Origin of the sequence: Streptococcus sanguinis, from assembly GCF_001078705.1 — a bacterium.
Classification (GTDB): Bacteria; Bacillota; Bacilli; order Lactobacillales; family Streptococcaceae; genus Streptococcus; species Streptococcus sanguinis_D.
This window is the reverse complement of record NZ_CDMW01000001.1, coordinates 519,556-541,507: the sequence shown is the minus strand read 5'-3', so window position 1 is coordinate 541,507 and position 21,952 is coordinate 519,556. Positions and strand designations below refer to the sequence as shown.

Annotated in this window: 23 protein-coding genes and 2 pseudogenes; 4 read left to right on the top strand and 21 right to left on the bottom strand. The window is 44.2% G+C overall.

The window, feature by feature from the left end; genetic code table 11:
- Window positions 1–248 precede the first annotated feature (248 nt).
- From SSV_RS02930 to SSV_RS02875, 12 genes and pseudogenes are all read right to left on the bottom strand, one after another.
- Window positions 249–977 (bottom strand): metallophosphoesterase, encoded by a 729-nt coding sequence (locus SSV_RS02930; RefSeq protein ID WP_072073620.1) that lies wholly within the window; start codon window positions 975–977, stop codon window positions 249–251.
- Between the two features lie 51 nt (window positions 978–1,028).
- Entirely contained in the window at window positions 1,029–2,687 is a 1,659-nt protein-coding gene (gene recN, locus SSV_RS02925; protein WP_072073619.1) for a DNA repair protein RecN, read from the bottom strand.
- 8 nt (window positions 2,688–2,695) lie between these two features.
- Window positions 2,696–3,127, bottom strand: coding sequence for an arginine repressor (locus SSV_RS02920; RefSeq protein WP_072073618.1), 432 nt, complete (start codon window positions 3,125–3,127; stop codon window positions 2,696–2,698).
- A complete protein-coding gene (locus SSV_RS02915; protein WP_072073617.1) occupies window positions 3,120–3,935 on the bottom strand; it encodes a TlyA family RNA methyltransferase in 816 nt (271 codons plus the stop codon). The genes SSV_RS02920 and SSV_RS02915 overlap by 8 nt, the downstream gene beginning before the upstream one ends.
- Entirely contained in the window at window positions 3,928–4,803 is an 876-nt protein-coding gene (locus SSV_RS02910) for a polyprenyl synthetase family protein (RefSeq protein ID WP_072073616.1), read from the bottom strand. Before SSV_RS02910 ends, SSV_RS02915 begins: the two co-directional genes overlap by 8 nt.
- The gene (locus tag SSV_RS02905) at window positions 4,800–5,012 is read right to left on the bottom strand and encodes an exodeoxyribonuclease VII small subunit (protein ID WP_072073615.1); all 213 of its coding nucleotides are present in this window, start codon (window positions 5,010–5,012) and stop codon (window positions 4,800–4,802) included. Before SSV_RS02905 ends, SSV_RS02910 begins: the two co-directional genes overlap by 4 nt.
- Entirely contained in the window at window positions 4,990–6,330 is a 1,341-nt protein-coding gene (gene xseA / locus SSV_RS02900; protein WP_072073614.1) for an exodeoxyribonuclease VII large subunit, read from the bottom strand. The genes SSV_RS02905 and xseA overlap by 23 nt, the downstream gene beginning before the upstream one ends.
- Window positions 6,275–6,512 (bottom strand): annotated as a pseudogene (locus tag SSV_RS12355) (initiator RepB protein). The gene xseA and the pseudogene SSV_RS12355 overlap by 56 nt, the downstream one beginning before the upstream one ends.
- Complete coding sequence (locus SSV_RS02890; RefSeq protein ID WP_072073613.1) at window positions 6,488–7,330, bottom strand: NAD(P)H-hydrate dehydratase; 843 nt, start codon at window positions 7,328–7,330, stop codon at window positions 6,488–6,490. Before SSV_RS02890 ends, SSV_RS12355 begins: the two are co-directional and overlap by 25 nt.
- 107 nt (window positions 7,331–7,437) lie before the next feature.
- A complete protein-coding gene (locus tag SSV_RS02885) occupies window positions 7,438–8,211 on the bottom strand; it encodes an HAD hydrolase family protein (RefSeq protein WP_072073612.1) in 774 nt (257 codons plus the stop codon).
- Window positions 8,208–9,062 carry a bifunctional methylenetetrahydrofolate dehydrogenase/methenyltetrahydrofolate cyclohydrolase gene (locus SSV_RS02880; RefSeq protein ID WP_072073611.1) on the bottom strand — a complete coding sequence of 285 codons (855 nt, stop codon included), beginning with the start codon at window positions 9,060–9,062 and terminating at the stop codon, window positions 8,208–8,210. Before SSV_RS02880 ends, SSV_RS02885 begins: the two co-directional genes overlap by 4 nt.
- Before the next feature lie 189 nt (window positions 9,063–9,251).
- Window positions 9,252–9,482: a DUF1797 family protein gene (locus SSV_RS02875; protein WP_072073610.1), complete on the bottom strand. Its 231-nt coding sequence runs from the start codon at window positions 9,480–9,482 to the stop codon at window positions 9,252–9,254.
- A 249-nt stretch (window positions 9,483–9,731) separates the two neighbouring features.
- On the opposite strand from SSV_RS02875, the gene SSV_RS02870 reads away from it, so the two are divergent.
- Window positions 9,732–12,002, top strand: a complete 2,271-nt coding sequence (locus tag SSV_RS02870; protein ID WP_072073609.1) for an ATP-dependent Clp protease ATP-binding subunit — start codon at window positions 9,732–9,734, stop codon at window positions 12,000–12,002.
- 48 nt (window positions 12,003–12,050) lie between these two features.
- Here the strand turns inward: SSV_RS02870 and SSV_RS02865 are convergent, their stop codons facing one another.
- Both SSV_RS02865 and SSV_RS02860 read right to left on the bottom strand, forming a co-directional pair.
- Window positions 12,051–12,665, bottom strand: a complete 615-nt coding sequence (locus SSV_RS02865; protein ID WP_072073608.1) for a GyrI-like domain-containing protein — start codon at window positions 12,663–12,665, stop codon at window positions 12,051–12,053.
- Window positions 12,666–12,724: 59 nt separating this feature from the next.
- Window positions 12,725–13,624: a helix-turn-helix transcriptional regulator gene (locus SSV_RS02860; RefSeq protein ID WP_072073607.1), complete on the bottom strand. Its 900-nt coding sequence runs from the start codon at window positions 13,622–13,624 to the stop codon at window positions 12,725–12,727.
- 225 nt (window positions 13,625–13,849) lie between these two features.
- Here SSV_RS02860 and SSV_RS02855 point away from each other — a divergent pair, with 225 nt between their 5' ends.
- Together SSV_RS02855 and SSV_RS02850 are read left to right on the top strand one after the other, a co-directional pair.
- On the top strand, window positions 13,850–14,299 hold the full coding sequence (locus SSV_RS02855; RefSeq protein WP_072073606.1) for an NUDIX hydrolase: 450 nt from the start codon (window positions 13,850–13,852) through the stop codon (window positions 14,297–14,299).
- 67 nt (window positions 14,300–14,366) lie between these two features.
- Entirely contained in the window at window positions 14,367–14,669 is a 303-nt protein-coding gene (locus SSV_RS02850; RefSeq protein ID WP_002919443.1) for a DUF1827 family protein, read from the top strand.
- 25 nt (window positions 14,670–14,694) lie between these two features.
- Here SSV_RS02850 and SSV_RS02845 read toward each other — a convergent pair.
- A pseudogene (locus SSV_RS02845) lies at window positions 14,695–15,128 on the bottom strand (GNAT family N-acetyltransferase).
- A gap of 22 nt (window positions 15,129–15,150) precedes the next feature.
- Between SSV_RS02845 and SSV_RS02840 the strand changes: the two are divergent.
- Window positions 15,151–15,606: a MarR family winged helix-turn-helix transcriptional regulator gene (locus SSV_RS02840; RefSeq protein WP_072073605.1), complete on the top strand. Its 456-nt coding sequence runs from the start codon at window positions 15,151–15,153 to the stop codon at window positions 15,604–15,606.
- Between the two features lie 132 nt (window positions 15,607–15,738).
- Here SSV_RS02840 and ileS read toward each other — a convergent pair whose 3' ends face one another.
- From ileS to SSV_RS02810, 6 genes are all read right to left on the bottom strand, one after another.
- Window positions 15,739–18,531 (bottom strand): isoleucine--tRNA ligase, encoded by a 2,793-nt coding sequence (ileS, locus tag SSV_RS02835; protein ID WP_072073604.1) that lies wholly within the window; start codon window positions 18,529–18,531, stop codon window positions 15,739–15,741.
- A 283-nt stretch (window positions 18,532–18,814) separates the two neighbouring features.
- Entirely contained in the window at window positions 18,815–19,609 is a 795-nt protein-coding gene (locus tag SSV_RS02830; protein ID WP_072073603.1) for a DivIVA domain-containing protein, read from the bottom strand.
- Between the two features lie 9 nt (window positions 19,610–19,618).
- A complete protein-coding gene (locus tag SSV_RS02825; protein WP_072073602.1) occupies window positions 19,619–20,404 on the bottom strand; it encodes a YlmH family RNA-binding protein in 786 nt (261 codons plus the stop codon).
- The gene (locus tag SSV_RS02820) at window positions 20,401–20,676 is read right to left on the bottom strand and encodes a YggT family protein (protein ID WP_002896162.1); all 276 of its coding nucleotides are present in this window, start codon (window positions 20,674–20,676) and stop codon (window positions 20,401–20,403) included. Before SSV_RS02820 ends, SSV_RS02825 begins: the two co-directional genes overlap by 4 nt.
- Window positions 20,677–20,681: 5 nt before the next feature.
- Window positions 20,682–21,269 carry a cell division protein SepF gene (locus SSV_RS02815; protein ID WP_002896164.1) on the bottom strand — a complete coding sequence of 196 codons (588 nt, stop codon included), beginning with the start codon at window positions 21,267–21,269 and terminating at the stop codon, window positions 20,682–20,684.
- Between the two features lie 9 nt (window positions 21,270–21,278).
- A complete protein-coding gene (locus SSV_RS02810; RefSeq protein WP_072073601.1) occupies window positions 21,279–21,950 on the bottom strand; it encodes a YggS family pyridoxal phosphate-dependent enzyme in 672 nt (223 codons plus the stop codon).
- Window positions 21,951–21,952 lie beyond the last annotated feature (2 nt).

Genomic DNA, 21,952 nt, shown 5'->3' with positions numbered 1-21,952 from the left:
ATTACACTACATTATACCAAATTTTTATGGTTTTGTGGGGGAATATTCGCTAAAATCATAGCCCAGTCCAAGCGTTTCCTAAATTTAATCTGCTTGTTTTTGTTTTTTAATCTTTTTGCGCTTCTTTAAAATTAGATGAAAAAGTGTTTACATGCAGCTTTTTTAGCTTTATTGGGGAAAATTTTAGGAAAAAGCTGGTTTTCAAAGAGAATCTCAGCAAAAAAAGATTGGATTTTCCCAATCTTTTTTCAGTCTTCAGCTACCAAACCATCATTTTTTATAGCATACCGCTCTACGATGCAATTATGACCAAAGACAACTCCGTGGAGGACTCCTCCATAGACAGCTCCGCCATCCATACCAATCTTGTCATCCTCAGTCATCCATAGCTGATCAGTTCCCGGTGCTTTATGCAAGAGGTAAAATGTTGGTGTATGACCAAAGACAATCGTTTTGCCAGTCTGATTACTGCCTTCGTGAAAAGGCGCGCGAATCCAAACTTTTTGATAATCACTGGTTTCTCGCCAGTCTTTCAGCTCCAAATCTAGGCCGGCATGGACAAAAATGTACCGCTCTGTCTCCAATAGGAAAGGCATCTGACGAATAAAATCTACTAAATCGGCCGCCTCCGTCTTGACACGTTCCGCGTCTGCTACTCCATCTACAGAAGCATTGAGAGGCCGGCCTAAAAGCGAATTAATCGTCGTATCTCCGCCATTGCGTCGGTAGTGGTCATAAGATTTTTCAGGATTGTCCAGCCAGGTCAGAAACATATACTCATGATTGCCAGACAGACAAACAGCTCCTTCTTGGTCCACTAGGTCCTTGACCCGCTCCAAAACTGCTCGGCTGTCCTCACCACGATCTATCAAGTCGCCTAGAAAGACCAGTTGGCTACGACCGTCCCAGTGCTGGAGCAGCTTATCTAGCATACTAGCCTTACCATGGACATCACCAATTGCAAAATATTCTGTCATATGCGCCCCTCCTAAAGGAGACCGAAACACTAGTGTCTCAGCCTCGCTTCTTTATTTCTTTAATAATTCTCTGGCTTGGGTCAAGGCAGCATCCGTTACATCTTCGCCAGCCAGCATCTTAGCAACTTCCTGAACACGCTCGTCAGCCGTCAGCAGGCGAACCGTTGAGACGGTTGAATTCTCATCCGAAATCTTCTCAATAAAGAACTGATAATCGGCAATCGCAATGACCTGCGGCAGATGGGAAATAGCCAAGACTTGGCCGTTGGAGCCAATCTTGTGAATCTTCTGAGCAATAGCCTGGGCCACTCGGCCAGAAACACCCGTATCCACTTCGTCAAAGACAATGCTGGTCTTACCTTCCTTACGAGAAAAGGCAGACTTGATAGCTAGCATGAGACGGGAGAGCTCCCCGCCAGACGCAACCTTCACCAGAGGTTTGAAATCCTCACCCGGATTGGCTGAGATGTAGAATTCTACTTGTTCATTGCCTTCACGGTTAAACTTGCCCTTACTGAACTGCACTTTAAAGCGCGCCTTTTCCATATAGAGGTCCTGCAGCTCTTGCTTGATTTCCGCTTCCAGCTGGGCTGCTAGGCCGTGACGAGCCTGACTCAACTCCTGGGCCAGCTCTACCAGCTCTCTCTCCAAGGCCTTCAGCTCTCGGTCCATATCCTCTGAGGACAAGTTACTTCCAGTTAAAAGGCTGTATTCTTTGGAAATTTGAGCAAAGTAATCCAGCACATCATCTACTTGGCCTCCGTATTTACGTGTGATGCTGTTAATCAAGTCTAAGCGACTCTCCACCTGCAGCAGCCGATCTCCGTCAAAGTCCAGTCCATCTAAAATGTCCTCTAAACGCTTGCTGACATCTTCCAAGACATAATAAGTCTCCGACAAGCTGCCGGAAAGCTCCTTGTAGGCTGGATCGTAATCCTCGATAGACTCAAGGTCATTCATAGCTGAGCGGACATTGGTCAGACTGGAAAAATCTTCATTATCCAGCATGGTATAGGCATTCGTCAGCGTATCGGCAATGAGCTTGTGGTTGAGCAAACGATCTCGTTCCTGATGCAGGGCAGTATCTTCACCGCTTTTGAGGGCCGCGCTTTCAATCTCCGCCATCTGAAACTCCAGCATCTCAATCCTGGCCTTATGCTCCTGCTGATTTTTCTGCAAAGTCAGGACTTGCTTACGCAGGCTTCGATAGCGGTCAAAGGTTTCCTGATAGCGGCCTTTGAGATGCAAAAAGTCTGCTGATCCAAACTCATCTAGCATGGCAATATGAAGCTGGGGTCTCATCAGCTCTTCCTGATCATGCTGACCATGGATATCCACCAAGTGCTGGCCGACAGCCTTTAGAACAGACAGATTAACCATCTGGCCATTGATACGGCTGACACTGCGGCCGTTTTGCAGAATTTCCCGACGGATAATCAGCTCGTCGGTCAGCTCCCAGCCCTGCTCCTCAAAAATCTCTCGCAAAGCTCTGCTATTTTCCAGCGAAAAAAGCCCCTCTATCTCAGCTTTGGGTGCCCCATGACGAATAACATCCGTTGTCGCGCGGCTGCCTAGCATCATGTTCATCGCATCAATAATAATAGACTTGCCGGCTCCGGTTTCCCCGGTTAAAACCGTCATACCTTGCTCAAAATTAAGGGAAATCTCCTCAATAATGGCAAAATTTTTAATCGAAATTTCTAATAACATAGGCTTTCCTACCAATGGTGAATGATGCTTGCAACCCTTGCAGCTGCTTCCTCTGTCATCATAACCATCAAAATACTATCGTTGTCTGCCAAGATACTGAAAATATCCTCAGCAAATTCATTTCTAAGATGACGCTTGACCAGTGCTGTGCTCCCCGGTACCAGACTGAGATTGATCATATTTCCCAAAACCTGATAGGACAGGATATTATTTTCAGCCAAGCCCAGACTGCTGGTCATGGTCTTAGGTAGCTCGTAGATATAGGTGTTGTCCTTGAGCGGTATCTTGACAATGCCCAGTTCCTTGATATCCCTAGAAACGGTAGCCTGTGTCGCGGTAATCCCAGACTCCCTGAGATGCTCTACAATTTCCTCCTGAGTGCCAATATCATAATCACTGACAAAGCGTCTAATCTTTTCTAATCTATCCTTCTTATTCATCCTTAAATTCCTTGTGTGCTGCCTCTACGACAGCTGTCATCATAGCTGAATCAAGAGGCTGCGGCTCTGTGCTCTTTTCTAAATAGGCCAGAAATTCTACATTGCCCTGACCGCCCTGAATAGGCGAAAAATCCAGTCCCCTGACAGAAAAGCCAGCCTCCATCATAAATGCTGTGACCTTTTCCAGAACTGCCAAATGGACCTTTTTATCCTTGACAATCCCTTTTTTCCCAATCTGCTCGCGGCCTGCTTCAAACTGAGGCTTGATCAAGGCAACCACTTGGCCATCCCGAGCCAAAATCTCATGCAGAACTGGCAAAATCAAGCTCAGCGATATAAAGCTAACATCAATACTAGCAAAACTAGGCTCCTGCTCAAAGTCAGTCCTTTGGGCATAGCGAAAATTAAACTGCTCCATGCTGACAACCCGCTCATCCTGTCTGAGCTTCCAAGCCAGCTGATTAGTACCGACATCTACTGCATAGACCAGCTTAGCTCCGTGCTGTAGCATGACATCTGTAAAACCGCCGGTCGAAGCTCCGATATCCAAGGTCACTCGATCAGTGACCGAAATATCAAAGACTTGCAAAGCCTTTTCTAGCTTGAGGCCACCTCGGCTGACATATCTGAGTTTCTCGCCTTTTAAGCGCAGCTCTGTGATTGTGTCAATCTTTTCACCTGGCTTGTCAAAACGCTGGCCATTGGCCGCAGCAATAACCAATCCAGCCATTACACCACGCTTAGCCTGCTCTCTGGTCTCAAAGAGCCCTTGTCTGTAGGCCAGCACATCTACTCTTTCCTTAGCCATTCATTCTCAAACTTTCTATTATCTTTTGAATTTCTTCGCCTGAAAACTCTGTCTTTTCTTCCAAGTCTTTCAGAATGTCCACAGCTTCATCAAGGGTCTGATTGAAAAAGTTCTTAGCTCCATCCAGTCCTAGAAAAGCTGGATAAGTCGACTTGGCTGCAGCTAAATCTTTCTGCGGGGTTTTACCCAGCTCTTCAAAGCTGGCTGTCACATCCAAAATATCATCCCGCACTTGAAAGGCCAAGCCCAAGAGCTCTCCAATCCTACGAAGCTTGTCTTGAACAGACTGCTCAGCCTGAGCAATCAAACTAGCTGCAACAAAAGGAAACGTTAGAAGTTTTCCAGTCTTATTGGCATGGATAGTTTTTAAATCTTCTAGACTAATTGCTTGTCCTTCGCCTTGCATGTCCAGAACTTGTCCTGCGACCATACCAAAGCTCCCTGCTGCCAGAGACAACTCAGAAATCAAGTCCACCTTGACCTGACTAGGCAGCTCGGCCCTTGCCAATAGTCCATAGGGGTCCAAAAAGAGAGAATCACCTGCCAAAATAGCCATATCCTCTCCAAACTTCTTATGGCTAGTCAAGCGGCCTCGGCGATAGTCGTCATCATCCATAGCCGGCAAATCATCATGGATAAGGCTGCCAGTGTGAATCATCTCAAGAGCCGCCGCAACCTGATAGTGGGCCTCAGCTAGCTCTAGGCCAAAAGCTTGAATCAATTCCAATAGCAGTAAGGGACGAATCCGCTTGCCGCCAGCCTGGACCGAGTACAAAATAACTTCTGATAAATCCGACGAAACTTGCTGAGACCTATAAAAATCCTCAATCGTCAGACCAATTTTTTCCAGTTTCTCGTTTCTTGTCATTCCATTTCCGTTTCTGTGCCGTCTGCCTGCATGACCTTAACTAAGGTCTTTTCTGCCTTATCCAGACTAGCCTGGAGTTCCTTTGAAAGTTTCATCCCCTTTTGGAATTCCGCAATCGCCTCTTCCAGCGCTACATCACCATTTTCCAGCTTTTGGACAATGGCTTCCAAGTCTGCTAAATTTTCTTCAAATTTCTTTTCTTTGGACATGTTTTACCTCTACTTCCAGCTGCCCATCCCGCATAAGCAGGGTCAGCTCATCTTTTTCTTCAATGCCTGCGCTTGACTCGACAACCTTTTGATTCTTTTGGACAATAGCATAGCCACGCGCCACGATTCGACTGGTATCCAGCATAAGCAAGGCCTCGGATAATCTCCTGACTTGAGCCACCTTGTTATCATAAATGACCGCCATGTTGCTGCGCAGCAAACGCTCCAGCTGGGCAGTCTGCTCTTGAAAACGCTGAACGCGACTGATCGGATTCAATGCTTCCAAACGATGCTGTAAGATTCTAACTCGCTGCAGCTCTTCACTATAATATTCGCGAATTTTTTGCTTGAGTCGCAGGTTGAGCTGATCCAACTTCTGCAGATGACCATCGTAAAGCCGCTCTGGCTGTCGGAAGATAACCGACTGGGTCAGTTTATTCAGTCGCTCCCGATAAAAGCTCAGACGATTAGAAATCGCGCGTGACATGCGATTTTCCTGCTGCTGCAAATGTCCCAGCAGGTCTAGCTTGGTGACCGGTGTTGCTAGTTCAGCCGCAGCCGTCGGAGTCGCAGCCCTGCGATCTGCCACAAAGTCGGCTAAAGTCGTATCTGTCTCATGGCCGACACTAGAAATAACAGGAATCCTAGACTCAAAAATAGCCCGAACTGTTTCCTCTTCGTTGAAAGCCCAGAGATCTTCGATAGAACCGCCACCTCGACCAATAATCAGTACATCCAAATCCGACCTCTCATTGGCCAGTCTGATGTGGTCAGCAACCTGAGCTGCAGCCCCATCTCCCTGTACCTTGGTCGGATAAAGGACAATCTCCACTCCCGGAAAGCGACGGCTGACCGTCGTGATAATGTCTCGGATGACCGCTCCGCTAAGACTGGTTACAACCCCAATTTTCTTAGGAAATTGGGGTAAGGCTTGCTTGAATTTCTCTTGAAAAAGCCCTTCTTCTCCCAGTTTTTTCTTGAGCTGTTCAAACTGGATAGCCAAGGCTCCGATACCATCCGGTTCTGCCTTTTCAATGATAATAGAATAGGAACCGCTCGGCTCATAGAGCTGCACCCGGCCAATGACATTGATTTTCATGCCTTCTTCCAGCTCAAAACCTAGCTTCTGGTAGACACCAGACCAAATCGTAACCTGAATGACAGCCTTTTCATCTTTCAATGAGAAATACTGATGGTTGGGGCGCCGGCGGAAATTGGACACCTGGCCAGTCAGATAGACCCGCTCCAAATAAGGATCCCGTTCAAACTTCATCTTCAGATACTTGGTCAAGGTCGAAACCGACAAATACTCTGGCATGTCCTTTTCCTTTCATTTCTAGTTTTTCCGTAACTTTTATTATAACAAAAAACTGCATAAAAAACCGATTACAAAGTCTAAAAATTCCCTGAAAAGCAAGAAAAAAAACTGGGCTTCATCAAAAGAACCCCAGCTGACTTAAAACCCAAGAAAAAGTCTACTGACTCATCTCCTTCATCCACCTTGGAATGGCCCTACTGATTGCCGTTGGCAGGACGACATAAGCTTCCCGACTTAATTCATCTGCGATAAGGGAGTGAAGAAGGGTTGCAGCCGCCACTCGCTCAAAGAGGCTGCTTGATTTAAACTGACCCGCAAAAGCAGCAATCATACCGGCCAGCGTATCCCCCATTCCACCAGTTGCCTGATAAGGTCCGCCTACTGTCAGCTCAAAGACCTGCTCTTGCCCACTTTGATAGATGGTCGTCCCATGCTTTTTCTGTACGACAATACTGCCCAGAGGCAGTTGATTGACCGCCGCCTGATTGGCTGCCGCTGTCTGATCTGACAAGCTCAAACCCGATAAGCCTTCCCACTCCTTCTGGTGAGGGGTAAAAACTGTTTGGGCTTTTGGAAATGGCAAAGCTCCTTTGCTAAAAAGTGAAATGGCGCCGCCATCCATGATAAGTATCTGCTGTTCTGCCACAGTCTGGATTACCTTTTGTAGGATATCTAGGCCTAGTTGATTCTCCGCCAAGCCAGGACCAATCAAGACAACATCTGATTTGGTCAGCTGCTCTGTCAATCGAACTTGCTCCTCTAGGTCAAAGGCCATGGCCTCCGGTAAATGGCTGTGCAGAGGGGCGATATTTTCTCTATCTGTAGCAACAGTCACCAGACCGGCCCCACTATTGACTGCTGCCAAAGCTGCCATGATAATGGCACCCCCATAAGGATAGGTCCCCCCAATCAATAAGAGACGGCCGTAGTCGCCCTTGTGGCTATCCAAGGGACGTTCCCTAATGACTCTTTTTAAAATATTTTCAGCATTTTTTGACATGATATTCTCCTAGATTAACTCCATCCTGCACTTGTCTCAAGATGACCAAACCTATCTTCATTATACACCAAAAGGCACCTAAACAGGTGCCTCGTATCGCAAGAAAGTTATTTTCTTCGGAAATCTGCAAATTTTTGTAAGATTCTTGCTGCGACTGCCTTGGGTAAATTTTCCTGAAAGGCAACCTGCTCATCCGCATAATCGCTCAAGCCTGGGAAATCCCCAACCTGCACAGCGTAGAGAGAATTCTTAAAGAGCTGGATATCATTTTGATCATTACCAAAAGCCACATAATCCGAACCGCAGAGTTCCTTTACAGTTGAAGCTTTATTGGTTTCAGCCGGATTGACATAAAAACATTTCTCATGTTCATGATAGTCTAGACTCAAGTTAGGCAAGCTTGCAAAACGAGCCTGTACATCATCTAAGAGCTGCTCATGATTCCCCATGTAAATAACAAGCTTAATAGGATGCTGGAGTTCAGTCAATTCCAGCCGTCTTGCCCGCTTGAGAGGATCTACACTGGCAATGAAAGGGATTTTTTCTAAAATCTGGCCGCTGTAATCAAAAGTATTATCAACGAAAAAAGGCAAATTATAGGTCAAACAAGTGTCTAGAATGGCTTGATAACTTGACTGATGCAGCTGACGCTCAAACATCAGCTGTCCCTTCTGATAAGCTACTCCGCCGTTCAGGCCAATCACTATCTGCTGGCTCAATTCCGGGCCTAATAGTCCCAGACAATCTCGATAGGAACGCGCCGAAGCAAACAGAACTTCATGCCCAAACTGAGGAGCCGTCAGCAGAACCTGCTTAATCTCCTCATCAATCGTCATATAATCAAAGGACAAGGTCCCATCCAAATCAAAAACAAATTTCATGATTCAAGACTCCGTTTAAAGGCTTGGTAAGTCTGCTCCATCAGCATAGTAATGGTCATAGGGCCAACACCTCCAGGTACAGGTGTAATCAGGCTGGCAAGTTCAGACACTTCATCAAACTTAACATCGCCAATCAGCTTGCCATTTTCATCTCGGTTCATACCGACATCAATGACCACAGCCCCCTCCTTGACAAAGTCCTTGGTCACAAAATGTCCACGACCGATAGCCACCACCAAAATATCTGCCCGCTTAGCAGTCTTGGCTAGATTGTGAGTCCGCGAATGTGTCAGAGTTACCGTCGCATTCTTAGCTAAAAGGAGCTGAGCCATGGGCTTACCGACAATATTACTCCGCCCGATGACGACTGCTCGCTTACCTTCCAGTTCAACGCCATATTCATGGAACATTGCCATAATGCCTGCAGGAGTAGCCGGAATCATAACAGGATGGCCGCTCCATAGCTTGCCCATATTAAGGGGATGAAAGCCATCAACATCCTTGTCTGGATCAATAGCCAACAGCACAGCTTCATCATCGATATGATCTGGCAAGGGCAGCTGGACTAAAATGCCATGCCAGTCAGGATTTTGATTATAAGTTTCAATCAAGCTCAAGAGCTCTTCTTGGCTGGTTTCTTCTGGCAGACGTTCTACCTTACTCCGAAAGCCAGCGGCCAAGGCTGAGCGCTCTTTATTACGCACGTAGATTTGACTGGCTGGATTATTTCCCACCACAATCACTACCAAGCCTGGTACCTGACCTGTCTTTTCTTTGAGGCGAGCCGTTTTTTCGGCTAATGTTTTCTGAAGCTTCTCTGCCAAACCTCTACCATCAATAATCTGCGCCATGTCATTCTCATTTCTTTTTCATTATCTTTTTCATTATACCAAAAAAATCTGTGCCCAGCCTATAACTTTTTCTTATACAAGGTTATAAGACGAGGATTCATTGGCAGCTAGTGGTATAATTTTCAGACCTACTAAATCTTTTTCAAAATAAGATAAAAAGGGTAAAAATAAAAAGCAGCTAAGTGCTTTTTAGTAGAGTAATTCATAAATTTCCATTGCAATCAAATCGATGCTGTCGAAAGTATAGGTCTCACGCGCTGCAACGTCACGCAAGGTGAAGACAGAGCCGTTTTCTTCGTCGTAACTGTAAGCTACTTCTGCTACAACCACTCCTTCACGCTCAAAATTACGTTTTAAATTTCCGCCATCCTTAGTCATAGCTTCTAAGCGGTTGATAATTCTAACTAAATGTGATTCCATTTTGTTTCTCCTATTTACTTAGTTCCCTCTTATTTTACCATAAATAGCGACTGAAATACCACTAAAAGCCAATTTTTTGTAATTTTTCAAGAATTTGTTTTCATTCTGCTCGGTCTAAGGGAGGATTTTGTAGTAAATTCTTGCAAAGTTCGAGAATACTGATATAATGAAACTATAAAACTTTGACTATTTTTGACCTTTAATTATTTCTATAAATAGCTTGCAAACTAAAAGAAAAGAGGTATCTGCATGCTTTGCCAAAATTGTAAAATCAATGAATCCACGATTCACCTTTATACCAACGTAAATGGCCATAAACAGCAGGTGGATTTGTGCCAAAACTGCTACCAAATCATGAAAACAGACCCCGAACATTCCTTGTTCGGTGGAATTGCTAATGCCAACAATCACGGAACAGATCCTATCGATGACTTCTTCAACAGTCTCAGCAATTTCCAACAGCCTCAGGAACCAACTACTCCTCCTACCCAATCTGGCGGAGCCTATGGGGGCGGTGGCGGCTACGGCTCCAATCCTAGCAAGGGTGGTCAGCCTCAGTCAAGTCCTCAAAAGCCAAAAGGCCTGCTGGAAGAGTTTGGTATCAACGTGACTGAATTGGCTCGCCGAGGCGAGATTGACCCTGTTATTGGCCGTGATGAAGAAATCGTCCGTGTCATTAAAATCCTCAACCGCCGCACCAAAAACAATCCTGTTCTCATAGGAGAGCCAGGAGTCGGAAAAACAGCCGTGGTGGAAGGCCTGGCCCAGAAGATTGTTGATGGTGATGTGCCTCATAAACTCCAAGGCAAAGAAGTTATCCGCCTAGACGTTGTCAGCTTAGTACAGGGAACTGGTATCCGTGGCCAATTTGAGGAGAGGATGCAGAAGCTCATTGATGAAATTCGTTCTCGTCAGGATGTCATTCTCTTTATTGATGAAATCCATGAAATTGTCGGAGCAGGCTCTGCTGGCGATGGCAATATGGACGCTGGGAACATTCTCAAACCAGCTCTGGCTCGCGGAGAACTCCAGATGGTCGGAGCGACCACCCTAAACGAATATCGTATCATCGAGAAGGATGCTGCACTGGAGCGCCGCATGCAGCCCGTTAAGGTAGATGAGCCAACGGTAGAGGAAACGATTACCATACTCAAAGGAATTCAGAAAAAATACGAAGACTACCATCACGTCAAGTACACAGATGCGGCCATCGAAGCTGCTGCGCTTCTCTCCAATCGCTACATCCAAGATCGCTTCTTGCCAGACAAGGCTATTGACCTCTTGGATGAGGCTGGTTCTAAGATGAATCTGACCCTCAACTTTGTCGATCCCAAGATCATTGACCAACGTCTGATTGAGGCCGAAAACCTCAAGGCTCAGGCGACTCGTGACGAAGATTTCGAGAAAGCGGCTTACTTCCGCGACCAGATTGCCAAGTACAAGGAACTCCAGCAGACAAGTGTGCTAGACAAGGACACTCCGATTATCAGCGAGAAAACGATTGAGCACATCGTAGAGCAAAAGACCAATATCCCAGTTGGCGACCTCAAAGAAAAGGAACAGTCTCAACTAGTCAATCTTGCCAGTGACTTAAAGGCTCATGTCATCGGTCAAGACGATGCCGTAGATAAGATTGCCAAGGCTATCCGCCGCAACCGGGTCGGACTAGGAAGTCCTAATCGCCCAATCGGCAGCTTCCTCTTTGTCGGACCAACTGGTGTCGGTAAGACCGAGCTGTCTAAGCAACTAGCCATTGAGCTATTTGGCTCGGCTAACAGCATGATTCGCTTTGATATGAGTGAATATATGGAAAAACACAGCGTGGCCAAGCTGGTTGGCGCCCCTCCGGGCTATGTTGGCTATGATGAAGCTGGTCAATTGACTGAGCGCGTCCGTCGTAATCCCTACTCGCTCATTCTGCTGGATGAGGTGGAAAAGGCCCATCCCGATGTTATGCACATGTTCCTGCAGGTTCTCGATGATGGCCGCCTGACCGATGGTCAAGGCCGGACTGTCAGCTTCAAAGACACCATTATCATCATGACATCCAATGCCGGAACTGGCAAAGCTGAAGCTAGCGTTGGCTTTGGAGCAGCGCGTGAAGGCCGCACCAACTCCGTCTTAGGTGAATTGGGCAACTTCTTCAGTCCTGAGTTTATGAACCGCTTTGACGGTATTATCGAATTCCAGGCGCTCAGCAAGGACAACCTGCTGCAAATCGTCAACCTTATGCTGGACGATGTTAATCAACGTTTGGCAACCAATGACATTCATCTGGATGTTACGGAGAAGGTCAAGGAAAAATTGGTTGACCTGGGCTACGATCCAAAAATGGGCGCTCGCCCACTGCGCCGTACCATTCAGGACCATATCGAAGATGCTATTACTGACTTTTATCTGGAAAATCCAAGCGAAAAAGAGCTCAAAGCTATCATGACCAGCAATGGCAAGATTCTCATCAAGTCAGCCAAGAAAACTGAAAGCACAGAGTCCGTTCATTCATCTCAAGAAGAAAAATGAATTTCGACAAAATAGAGCAGAAAACTAACTGTTTTCTGCTCTATTTCTTTATTTATCCTTCTGAACCTTGTAGCGCAGAATTGTTTTCAGCTTGCTAGGTTCTGTCCGATTCAGATTATTGAGATAGATTTCCCTATGAGTGTTTGAAATCCGTGTCAGCTGGTGATTCTGGCAAAAGGCATCCATTTTAGCGAAGGATTGAGGTTCTTCGTCAAAAGGTCCTAGGTGCAGCATGGCGACACACACTCCTTCCGTCATTTCTTCAAAACGAATCTCATCATAGAGAGGATTAGGCTTTTTGACACGAACTTGTTCTAGGGCCTTTTTCACCATCTCTCCAGTGATAAAGTCCGGCTGCCCAATCATAATAGTATAAATCAATTCTTCTTTAATGAGTTCTCCTGCTTGCTCTTGCTGCCAAAGTCCTTCCAAGGGATAAACTGTAAAATCAGTAAATTCTTGCTCAGACGCTGTCTTTTTGTAGTTCATCTTGATAGCATAGGCTAAGCTGTACAGAGCACCAACTCGTTCCGAAAAGTCAGCAGCATTAGGATTGCCCTTGCCGTCAATCATGATAAAAGACTGGGCAGGAAGATTTATGAGACAAGGTACAGACTTGATTTGATAGATTTCTCGATTGGTTTTTCTCCATTCATATTTCATGAGAGAGCCCTCCTTTCTTTACTACAAACAGTATAGCAAAGAAAAGCTGACAACCTCTGTCAGCTTTTATAAATATCGGCAATAGCTTTTAACTTTTCTTTGAATTCTTCCCGTAACCGAGGCGGCTCCATGATTTCAACTCCATCCAAAAAGGATAGCAAGTAGGTATAAAGACTATCGTGACTCGGTAAATGCGTTTGGACAGAAAGGCTCCCATCAGTCTCCTCTATCTCTGCTTCTGAAAACTCCTCGTACACTCTAAAGGCATGCTTCCGGTCAAATTTCAAGAGGACTTTTACAGTGCCTCCTAGCCGCTCTTCAGGACTAAATTTCTCATCCAAGACTCTCTGCTTAAATCGTTCCTCTAACATCTGACAGTCTCTCATTCTGTTGAGTTTAAAAAATCGCGGAGCTTGTCTTAAACGACAAAAGCCAGCAACATACCAATCTTGACTTTTAAATACTAACTTCAGTGCCTCTATCTTGCGCTGCTCTCTTTCTCCCCGCCCATTCAAGTAAAAAAACGACAAGACTCTTCTTTGCAAGATCGCCTGCTTAATCATATCAAACAGTTCTTTCTGATCTGCTTTCTTGCGCCAGTCAGTGAAATCCACCTCCAGCCAGAAAGTTGCCTGAACTTGAAACAAGGACTGCAGCTTAGACAAGGTCTCTACTTGCTCGCCATCTGTTAGAATCTGGAAGCCTTGAAGAGCAGCTAATAGCTCATCCCTCTCAGACTCTGAAAACAAGGCTTTGTCTAAGACAAAATCCTTCATCAGAAAAATGCCCCCGCCCTTGCCTGGGCTGCAGTATATGGGGATTCCTACCAAACTCAGCTTGTCTACATCTCGATAGATGGTCCGAATAGATACTTCAAATAGTGAGGCCAATTCGGGAGCTGTTGTGCTGCCTTGCTCTAAAAGAAGATATAAGATTTTAAAAAGTCTGCTTTCTGTCATAAAACCACCTCGCTACTATTATAACAATTTCTTCTATAAATGTTTTACCATTCCTATAAAGAGGAGTTTTTTTAAACGGTCGGAGGAAGGAATTTATCATTTGAAAGAGATTTCTTTCAAAGACTATCATTCTTTTTCTGTCCAATAAACTGAGTAAATTCTTGACAGCTGGTCCTTAGTCCATTATGATAGATAGTAAACTGACTAGAGATTGAGGATATTAGAATGACAAATCCAACCTTTGGTGAAAAGGAAGCAAATGTAGAATATGTGACCCGCTACGGAGTTTATGCCGTTATCCCAGACGAAAAGAAAGAAAAGATTATTTTGGTCCAGGCGCCTAACGGGGCTTGGTTTCTGCCCGGTGGAGAGATTGAAGATGGGGAAAACCATCAGACTGCCCTTGAACGCGAGCTGATGGAAGAACTTGGGTTCACAGCCCAGCTTGGACGCTATCTTGGACAAGCTGATGAATATTTTTACTCCCGCCATCGCGACACCTATTTTTACAACCCAGCCTACCTGTATGAGGTCACCTCTTTCCAAGAAGTCCAAAAACCGCTGGAAGATTTCAATCAGCTTGCCTGGTTCCCAGTCGAAGAAGCTATTGAAACACTCAAACGCGGCAGCCATAAATGGGGTATCCAAGCTTGGAAAAATGCGCTTAAAGCTTAAAGAAATCATTCACAATTTATAGCAAACATGTTATAATAATAGCAGGTATAAAGCAGGAGGAAATCGTATGAAGCTTATTAATACAACAAACAGTCATGCTGACCTTGTCAAAAGCCAATTGGAAAGCACCGATGCGATATTAGTCGAAGTTTATTCTGCTGGAAACAGCGATGTTGTTTTTACACAAGCTCCTCTTCACTATGAAATTTTGATTTCAAACATGCACCGTGCTGTACGCGAACAGGAAATCGAAAAAATTAGAGAATTTTTCTTGAAGAGAAAAATTGATGCAAATGCTATTGATAAAGCTGCTATCCGAACGATTTACGCTAATAATCTAATCGAAATTTCCATCCCTGTTAAACAGTAAAAACTAAGGCCTGGCCTTAGTTTTTTTATTGTTTATAGATCATGGTAATGTGAGGTGTGGATTCAAAAATAAAGGGTTGGCCAACTGACTTGAAGCCATACTTTTCATAGAGAGCAGCCACCTGCTCCTGAGCCTCTATTTCAATTTCCTTTCTTGGCCATTTTTCAGCACATAATTGTAAAATCTCTCTGATAAGCTGTCCCCCAAGCCCTGTCCTCGTACAGACCGAGCTGTAACCACTCGACCAAAGACTAAATGCACTCCCTCTTCAAAGACCCGAGCATAAGCATCAATTTCCCCTTTTCCATTAGCATGGTAAACATGCACTGCTTCTAGGTCTTTCTCATCCAGTTCATGATAGAGGCGCTCCTGCTCCACCACAAAGGTGTCAATGCGCAATTTTAAGATTTGATAAAATTCTATCGGGTTCAGCTCAGTTAATTTTTTCCTAGACCACATACTTGTTTCCTCTATCTTTTTAATGTATAATAAGTGTAAATGCAACTATCAAGGAGTTCCTATGGATTACCGTCAACTTTTCCGTCAAATGGGCTTTATTTCCAGACAGGCCATGATGAAAATGAATCAGAAAGCCGGTAACTATGGCCTAGACAATAATTTGTTTCTACTGCTCATTCGCATCGTCGAAAATGAAGGTCTCAGCCAATCACAACTGGCAGAGATGGTGCAGATTGACAAGACCACGCTCAGTCGATCCCTAGGAAAGCTGGAAGATAGGGGCTTGATTACCAAAAAGACCAAAGCTCAAAATAAGAAGTTCAAAGAGCTCTATCCTAGCAATCAGGCTCTCAAACTCTATGACCAGCTGATTGGCTTTGAAAATACCTACGCCAGTCAGGCGCTGCAGCAACTGACTTCCTCTGAGCTCTTTCAGCTCCAAAACATTCTAGCTAAAATAGACACTCCTAAGGTATAACTAGTATAACAAGAAACAGTTGTAAATGCAACTGTTTCTTTCTTCTAATCTAGCTCCAAACCAAAACATCCTCAAATCTATCTAAAAAATGGCTTACCACTAAAGGGCAAAGCCATTTTTTATTTTGGAAACTTACTTGCTCTCAAAGCCTTCTGAGACAGTTTGAGCAAAATTTTCTTCTAAAATTTCTGCACAGTGGTCACAGACAAGGGCTTGATAACTGCGCTCTTTAACTGTTGTGTCATTGCGACGGCAACGTTCACAGACTTGCCCCTGCGCATGCTCTACGACAAAAGCCACATCTTCAAAGACTAGAGCGCCTTCTGGAGCAGGTCCTTCAGCAATCGTTAATTGAGAAACGATAAGAAGCTGAGCCACATCGCTGTTGACCGCTTCCAGCAAGGTCTTGATGACTTCATTCGGATAGACAGTCAGGTGTGCTTCCAATGATTTCCCGATAAACTTCTCATTGCGGGCTTCTTCCAAGGCTTTCTGAGCCTGACTGCGGAAATCCATAAAGGCGGCCCAAGTGTCCAAGATTTCTTCTTGATTTGGGAAAGTCTGAGCTTCTGGCAATTCGGATAACTGAACAAATTCTTCCTTTTCGTGCTCTAGGTAAGACCAGATTTCTTCTGCTGTGTGCGGCAGAATTGGTGTCAACAGCTTAGTAATCTTGACCAAAATATCATAGAAGACAGTCTGCATCTGACGACGTTCCAATGATTTAGCTGCTTCGATATAGACGACATCTTTGGCAAAGTCCAGATAGAAAGCGGACAAATCAACGGTCACAAAGTTGACAATCGCTTTATAAATTGTCAGAAACTCAAAGTCTGCGTAAGCCTTGCGAATAGTGTCTACTAATTGATTGAAGCGGATAGTCATGTATTTATCAACAGAACGAAGCTCTTGGTAAGCTACAGCATCCTCAACTGGATTAAAGTCAGAGGTATTAGCAATCAAGAAACGCAAGGTATTCCGAATCTTACGGTAGGTTTCAGAAACTTGGCTCAAGATATCCATAGAGATACGAACGTCGTTGCTAGAGTCTACACTGGTTACCCAGAGACGCAAGATTTCCGCACCAAATTGTTTTTCCACATCACTTGGAGCAATTGTATTTCCAAGGGATTTAGACATCTTTTCACCCTTACCATCTAGGGCAAATCCTTGTGACAAGATTTGTTTGTAAGGAGCCACGCCATGGTTAGCAACTGATGTGATAAGAGATGAGTTAAACCAACCACGGTATTGGTCAGAGCCTTCTAGGTAAAGATCAGCCGGATAAGTCAATTCTGGACGGTTAACCAAAACCCCATTCCATGATGAACCTGAGTCAAACCAAACGTCCATGATATCCGTTTCCTTAGTAAACTCGCCGTTTGGAGAACCTGGATGAGTAAAGCCAGTTGGAAGTAAGTCCTTGGCTTCACGCTTCCACCAGACGATAGAGCCGTGCTCCTCAAAGAGCTGAGCCACGTGTTCGATGGTTTCTGCCGTCATGATTGGCGTTCCGTCTTCGGCATAGAAGATTGGCAATGGCACTCCCCAAGCTCGCTGACGAGAGATAACCCAGTCACCACGGTCACGAATCATATTGTAGAGGCGTACTTTCCCCCATTCAGAATGGAATTTAACCTTTTCAATTTCATCTAAAATTTCTTGACGGAATTTAGAAACAGATGCAAACCACTGTGGTACTGCCCGCCAGATGATTGGCTTCTTAGTACGCCAGTCAAATGGATAAGAGTGAGAAATTTCTTCCTGAGCAAGGAGCAAATCACCAAGCTTTTCAATAACCGTTGGCACAACCTTATCATAGAACTGGCCTTCAAAGTCAGGACCGGCATTTTCCATCATGATACCACGCTCGTTGACGGTTACAGCAACTTCCAGTCCATTGGCTACACCGACATGGTAGTCATCCTCACCAAAACCAGGCGCTGTATGAACGATACCAGTACCAGAGTCTGTCGTAACGTGGTCACCCAAAATGACCAACTCATCTACAGCAGTATCCCATGGGTGAGCCGTCACGATCTGGTTCAATTCTTGACCACGGTAGGTAGCTAAAACTTGAACATCGGCCCAGCTAAATTTCTCAGATAGGCTATTCAACAATTCAGACGCTACAATAAACTTGCGACTTTCACCCGCAGGCTGGACCAAAACATAGTCAATATCTGCTCCAACTGTCAAACCACGGGAAGCTGTAATGGTAAATGGAGTTGTTGTCCATACGACGATGTAAGTATCTGTGTCCAGTACCCCTTTTCCGTCTTTAACTCGGTTGGCATAGTAAAGAGATGTGGAAACCAAATCATGGTATTCAATTTCCGCTTCAGCCAAAGCTGACTCAGAAGACCAAGACCAGTAAACGGGCTTAGCGCCACGATAGATATAACCTTTTTTAGCCATTTCGCCAAAGACGCGGATCTGAGCGGCTTCATAATCGGGAGTTAAGGTCACATATAGATTTTCCCAATCACCTGACATACCTAAGCGCTTGAAATCATCACGTTGTTTGTACACTTGAGAAAGAGCGTATTCATGGCAAAGTTTCAAGTACTCAACCAAGTCCATTTCTTTACGTTTGACACCTTGCTTTGCCAAGACTTGCTCGATTGGCAAACCATGTGTATCCCAACCTGGAATATACGGTGCATAAAAACCAGTCATGGATTTTGAACGAATGATAATATCTTTAGAAATATGGTTCATGGCGTGGCCAACGTGAATATTCCCGTTAGCATAAGGAGGGCCATCATGTAGGACAAAATGTGGCTTGCCTTCATTCAATTCCTGACGGCGTTGATACAGCTTAGCTTGTTCCCATTCCTTTTGCCAGATTGGCTCCTTATTTGGAAGACCGGCCCGCATAGGGAAAGCAGTTTTCCCAAGATTGAGTGTTTCTTTCAGTTTCATTCTATTCCTCTTTATTTTTAAAATTACAAATTAAAAACCGCAAACTTCTCCAAAAAGGACGAAAATTCGCGGTACCACCTTTGTTTAGGCAAGACAATAGCATAATGCTCCTCTTGCCCCTCTTTGTCCGTAACGTGGACTGCCGTCTCATCCTACTGATTTCAGACGAAAGTTCTGTAAAATGATAGCCCAAGCAAGATGGACTGCAGATCTCTCACCATCATCTGCTCGCTGAAAGTATTTTGCTTGGTCTGTGTTTTTACAATCTTAGCTTCTTTAAAAATTATAAAATATTTACTGGAACTTTTTGTTCCCCATTTGTATCATCATCGTGATGGTCAGCTTCTGAGTTTTCCTCAGCTGCGTGAGCTTCTATATCTTCATCACTGAGCGGAGAAAAAGCTTGGGTCTCAGCTAATTCACGGTTAGCAGCTTCAATGCGCTCTTGCAACTCAGCCATTTCCTCTGGAGAAAATTGACGAGTAACATCCACTTCTTCCTCACGAACAACTGCTTCTTCTCCCAGAACCTCAGATACAACTTCCTTGAAAGCTTCATCGCTGGTTTGCAGATAAGTAGCTGTCGGACGAAGGATTTCTTCCCATTCAGACGAATCCACAATGCTGAGTTGGCTCTCAATGGTTGATTTCAAACGTTGATGGAAGACACGTGTTTTGTTTTTCAGTTCTTCTGTTTCAATGGCTACTTTCTTAGCATTGTCCGCTGCCTGACGCAAAATTTCATCAGCCTTATACTTAGCTCCATCCAACAAATGCTGTGCATCCTGCTCTGCCTGACGAACAATATTTGTAGATCGCTCATTGGCAGCAACCTTAACGCGCTCAGCCGTATCTTGAGCAATCAAAACAGACTGGCTGAGAGAGTCTTTCATCTCATCAAAATATGTCAGACGCTCTTCCAGATTGCGAATTTTTGCTTCTTTTTCGTGGTTTTCACGAACCAAGTCCTCATAATCGCGGACAACGATGTCAAGGAATTCATCTACCTCTTCAACATCATAGCCTCTAAATTTGGTTCCAAAGGATTTATCTTTAATTTCTAATGCTGTAAGTGTCATAGTTCCTCCTCATTTACTAGCTAATAATTCAACGGTTAACTTATGTTTTCCATTCTTGGAAAGGCCATTTTCTCTTAAAACCTTAAATCTTCCAAATCGTCTAACGCTAATCAAGTCTTCAAGCCCGACCTGCTGGCTGGGATTGTCATTAACAGCATAGTTCATTTTCACATGCTTGCCAGAAATCAGCTGAACAGCCTGGCTCCTTGATAACTTAAAAGTGCTGGCTACCAACTTATCCAAGCGAAGACTAGAGGCCAAAATATCTCTGGTAACAGCTTGCCTCTGCTCTTTCAACTGCTCTGCAAAGGAAACTTCCTTTAGTCTAACAGGCATCTTTGCTATTTTAGTGACATGATCTATAAAATACTGGGCCAGTCTTTTATCTACAAAGAACTGAGCACGGTCTCCAACCACAAGAATATCGCCAAAGGTCCGTCTTTCAATCCCTAATTGATTGAGAAGAGTGCCCATAATCTGCGAATGACTGATTTTATAAAATTTGCTTGCATAGGAAATTTCCAGCAAGCTCAATTCAAAATCATCCATATTCAGTTGATAATAAGAAGGCGCCACAAGAACTCTTGCCAGTTCACTTGGAAAATAATCCGAACTAGCAAAGACTTGCACATCATATTGCTTGCCAATATTCTTCAGGATTGAGACCTGATGGGGATTCAGAAAAGGCGTTGTTTCAAACGCATAGGTATCTTGAACCCGCTGAAGCAGCTCTATACTCCTATCAATAAACTCTCGATCCTCATGCGAAAAGTGTTGATATAAATCTTTCATCATAATAACATTAGTAAGACGCTTATTAAATAAAAGACCACACGATTTAAAAGGTTTAAAGCCAGAATTGCAACCCAAACGGTAAAGTCCAGCCCTGCAAACTGCAAGGGAAGACGGCGGAAAAGTTTTAAATACGGTTCTACAATTCGTGTTAGAAACTCTCCGAATTTGGTTTGATAGGCTCCTGGAAACCAAGATAGAAGTGCATAGACAATCAAGGCAATGCTATAAAGATCGAAAAGATTAGAGATGGCACGAATTACAAAATATAACATATCTCTTATCTACTGCGCTTCATATCAAAGTCGAATTCGCTGATTTCAACATCGTTTGGCAGGCGGATATCTTCCACATTTACCACTACATTAATCGGAGTCAGCAAATACATAGTGCTTGCAACTTTTTTCAAATTTCCAGCCAAGACATAACGCGCACCGTCTAAGTAGTCTAAACAGCGACGAGCCTGCACCTCAGTCATATACTGGAAGTCAATCAGGATGCTTTCATTGGCCAAAAGCAGGTCAACAATTTCAGTCGCTTCCTCATATCTCCTCGGATAACGAACATCAATCGTAATCTTTTCATCCGCATTTGCACGGTGCTGAGCCAATTCCTGCTGACGTGCATGCAGTCTGGTAATATTCTCTGTCGAAGATTTCTGTTGTGGCTGTGGTTTAGGCTGTGGCTTGGCTGCAGCAACCGGACGAGGAGCTGGCTTGCTCTCTCTGACTGGCTTAGGCTGAACCAATTCAGGCTTCTGCTTAACAGGCGCTGCAGGTCTGCTGACAGTTTGCTCCTGAACCTCAGTCTCATCTCCATCTTCTGTAAAATAATCTATAAATTTATCAAATCTATCTTTTAATGACATATTTCTTTCCTATTTAAAAAATGCTGTACCGATTCTGACATAGGTCGAGCCATGGGCAATTGCTTCTGGATAATCACGGCTCATTCCCATGCTTAATTCAGAAAAGGGCATATTATTTAACTGTTTCTTTTTTAATTCTTTTTGTAGTTGATGAGCCTTTTCAAAAATTTGGTTCAGCTCCTCATGACTAGCTTCAAACGGAGCCATTGTCATCAATCCCACAATTTGAATGTTTTCTAATTTTTCAAGCTCAGGCAGGACAATTTCTAAATCTTCAACTAAAAAGCCATGCTTGCTTTCTTCTTTAGAAATATTCACCTGCAGGAAACATTTAATCACATGTTGGGCTCGTTTGTCAATCTCCTTGGCCAATTTTACAGAATCTAAAGCATGAAAGTAATCAACATAGTTAATCACATCCTTGACTTTTCTCCTCTGCAAACTACCAATCAGGTGCCAGGTCAGATTCTCATCTTTCAGAGCATGGTATTTTTCTAGAAATTTATCTACCCGATTTTCTCCGATATGCTGAATACCTGTAAGGGCAAGCTCCTGAGTTGTTTCGCAGTCAACGTATTTAGTGACTGCAATGATATTTACCGAATCTTTCAAACGCTGGGCTTGCTCCGCCGCATGAGCGACGGATTGAAAGACCAACTCTTTATTATTCTGCAAATTCATGA

Coding starts and splice junctions, on each gene's coding strand:
- SSV_RS02930 (WP_072073620.1), bottom strand. CDS start 977: ATGACAGAATATTTTGCAATTGGTGATGTCCATGGTAAGGCTAGTATG.
- recN (WP_072073619.1), bottom strand. CDS start 2,687: ATGTTATTAGAAATTTCGATTAAAAATTTTGCCATTATTGAGGAGATT.
- SSV_RS02920 (WP_072073618.1), bottom strand. CDS start 3,127: ATGAATAAGAAGGATAGATTAGAAAAGATTAGACGCTTTGTCAGTGAT.
- SSV_RS02915 (WP_072073617.1), bottom strand. CDS start 3,935: ATGGCTAAGGAAAGAGTAGATGTGCTGGCCTACAGACAAGGGCTCTTT.
- SSV_RS02910 (WP_072073616.1), bottom strand. CDS start 4,803: ATGACAAGAAACGAGAAACTGGAAAAAATTGGTCTGACGATTGAGGAT.
- SSV_RS02905 (WP_072073615.1), bottom strand. CDS start 5,012: ATGTCCAAAGAAAAGAAATTTGAAGAAAATTTAGCAGACTTGGAAGCC.
- xseA (WP_072073614.1), bottom strand. CDS start 6,330: ATGCCAGAGTATTTGTCGGTTTCGACCTTGACCAAGTATCTGAAGATG.
- SSV_RS02890 (WP_072073613.1), bottom strand. CDS start 7,330: ATGTCAAAAAATGCTGAAAATATTTTAAAAAGAGTCATTAGGGAACGT.
- SSV_RS02885 (WP_072073612.1), bottom strand. CDS start 8,211: ATGAAATTTGTTTTTGATTTGGATGGGACCTTGTCCTTTGATTATATG.
- SSV_RS02880 (WP_072073611.1), bottom strand. CDS start 9,062: ATGGCGCAGATTATTGATGGTAGAGGTTTGGCAGAGAAGCTTCAGAAA.
- SSV_RS02875 (WP_072073610.1), bottom strand. CDS start 9,482: ATGGAATCACATTTAGTTAGAATTATCAACCGCTTAGAAGCTATGACT.
- SSV_RS02870 (WP_072073609.1), top strand. CDS start 9,732: ATGCTTTGCCAAAATTGTAAAATCAATGAATCCACGATTCACCTTTAT.
- SSV_RS02865 (WP_072073608.1), bottom strand. CDS start 12,665: ATGAAATATGAATGGAGAAAAACCAATCGAGAAATCTATCAAATCAAG.
- SSV_RS02860 (WP_072073607.1), bottom strand. CDS start 13,624: ATGACAGAAAGCAGACTTTTTAAAATCTTATATCTTCTTTTAGAGCAA.
- SSV_RS02855 (WP_072073606.1), top strand. CDS start 13,850: ATGACAAATCCAACCTTTGGTGAAAAGGAAGCAAATGTAGAATATGTG.
- SSV_RS02850 (WP_002919443.1), top strand. CDS start 14,367: ATGAAGCTTATTAATACAACAAACAGTCATGCTGACCTTGTCAAAAGC.
- SSV_RS02840 (WP_072073605.1), top strand. CDS start 15,151: ATGTATAATAAGTGTAAATGCAACTATCAAGGAGTTCCTATGGATTAC.
- ileS (WP_072073604.1), bottom strand. CDS start 18,531: ATGAAACTGAAAGAAACACTCAATCTTGGGAAAACTGCTTTCCCTATG.
- SSV_RS02830 (WP_072073603.1), bottom strand. CDS start 19,609: ATGACACTTACAGCATTAGAAATTAAAGATAAATCCTTTGGAACCAAA.
- SSV_RS02825 (WP_072073602.1), bottom strand. CDS start 20,404: ATGATGAAAGATTTATATCAACACTTTTCGCATGAGGATCGAGAGTTT.
- SSV_RS02820 (WP_002896162.1), bottom strand. CDS start 20,676: ATGTTATATTTTGTAATTCGTGCCATCTCTAATCTTTTCGATCTTTAT.
- SSV_RS02815 (WP_002896164.1), bottom strand. CDS start 21,269: ATGTCATTAAAAGATAGATTTGATAAATTTATAGATTATTTTACAGAA.
- SSV_RS02810 (WP_072073601.1), bottom strand. CDS start 21,950: ATGAATTTGCAGAATAATAAAGAGTTGGTCTTTCAATCCGTCGCTCAT.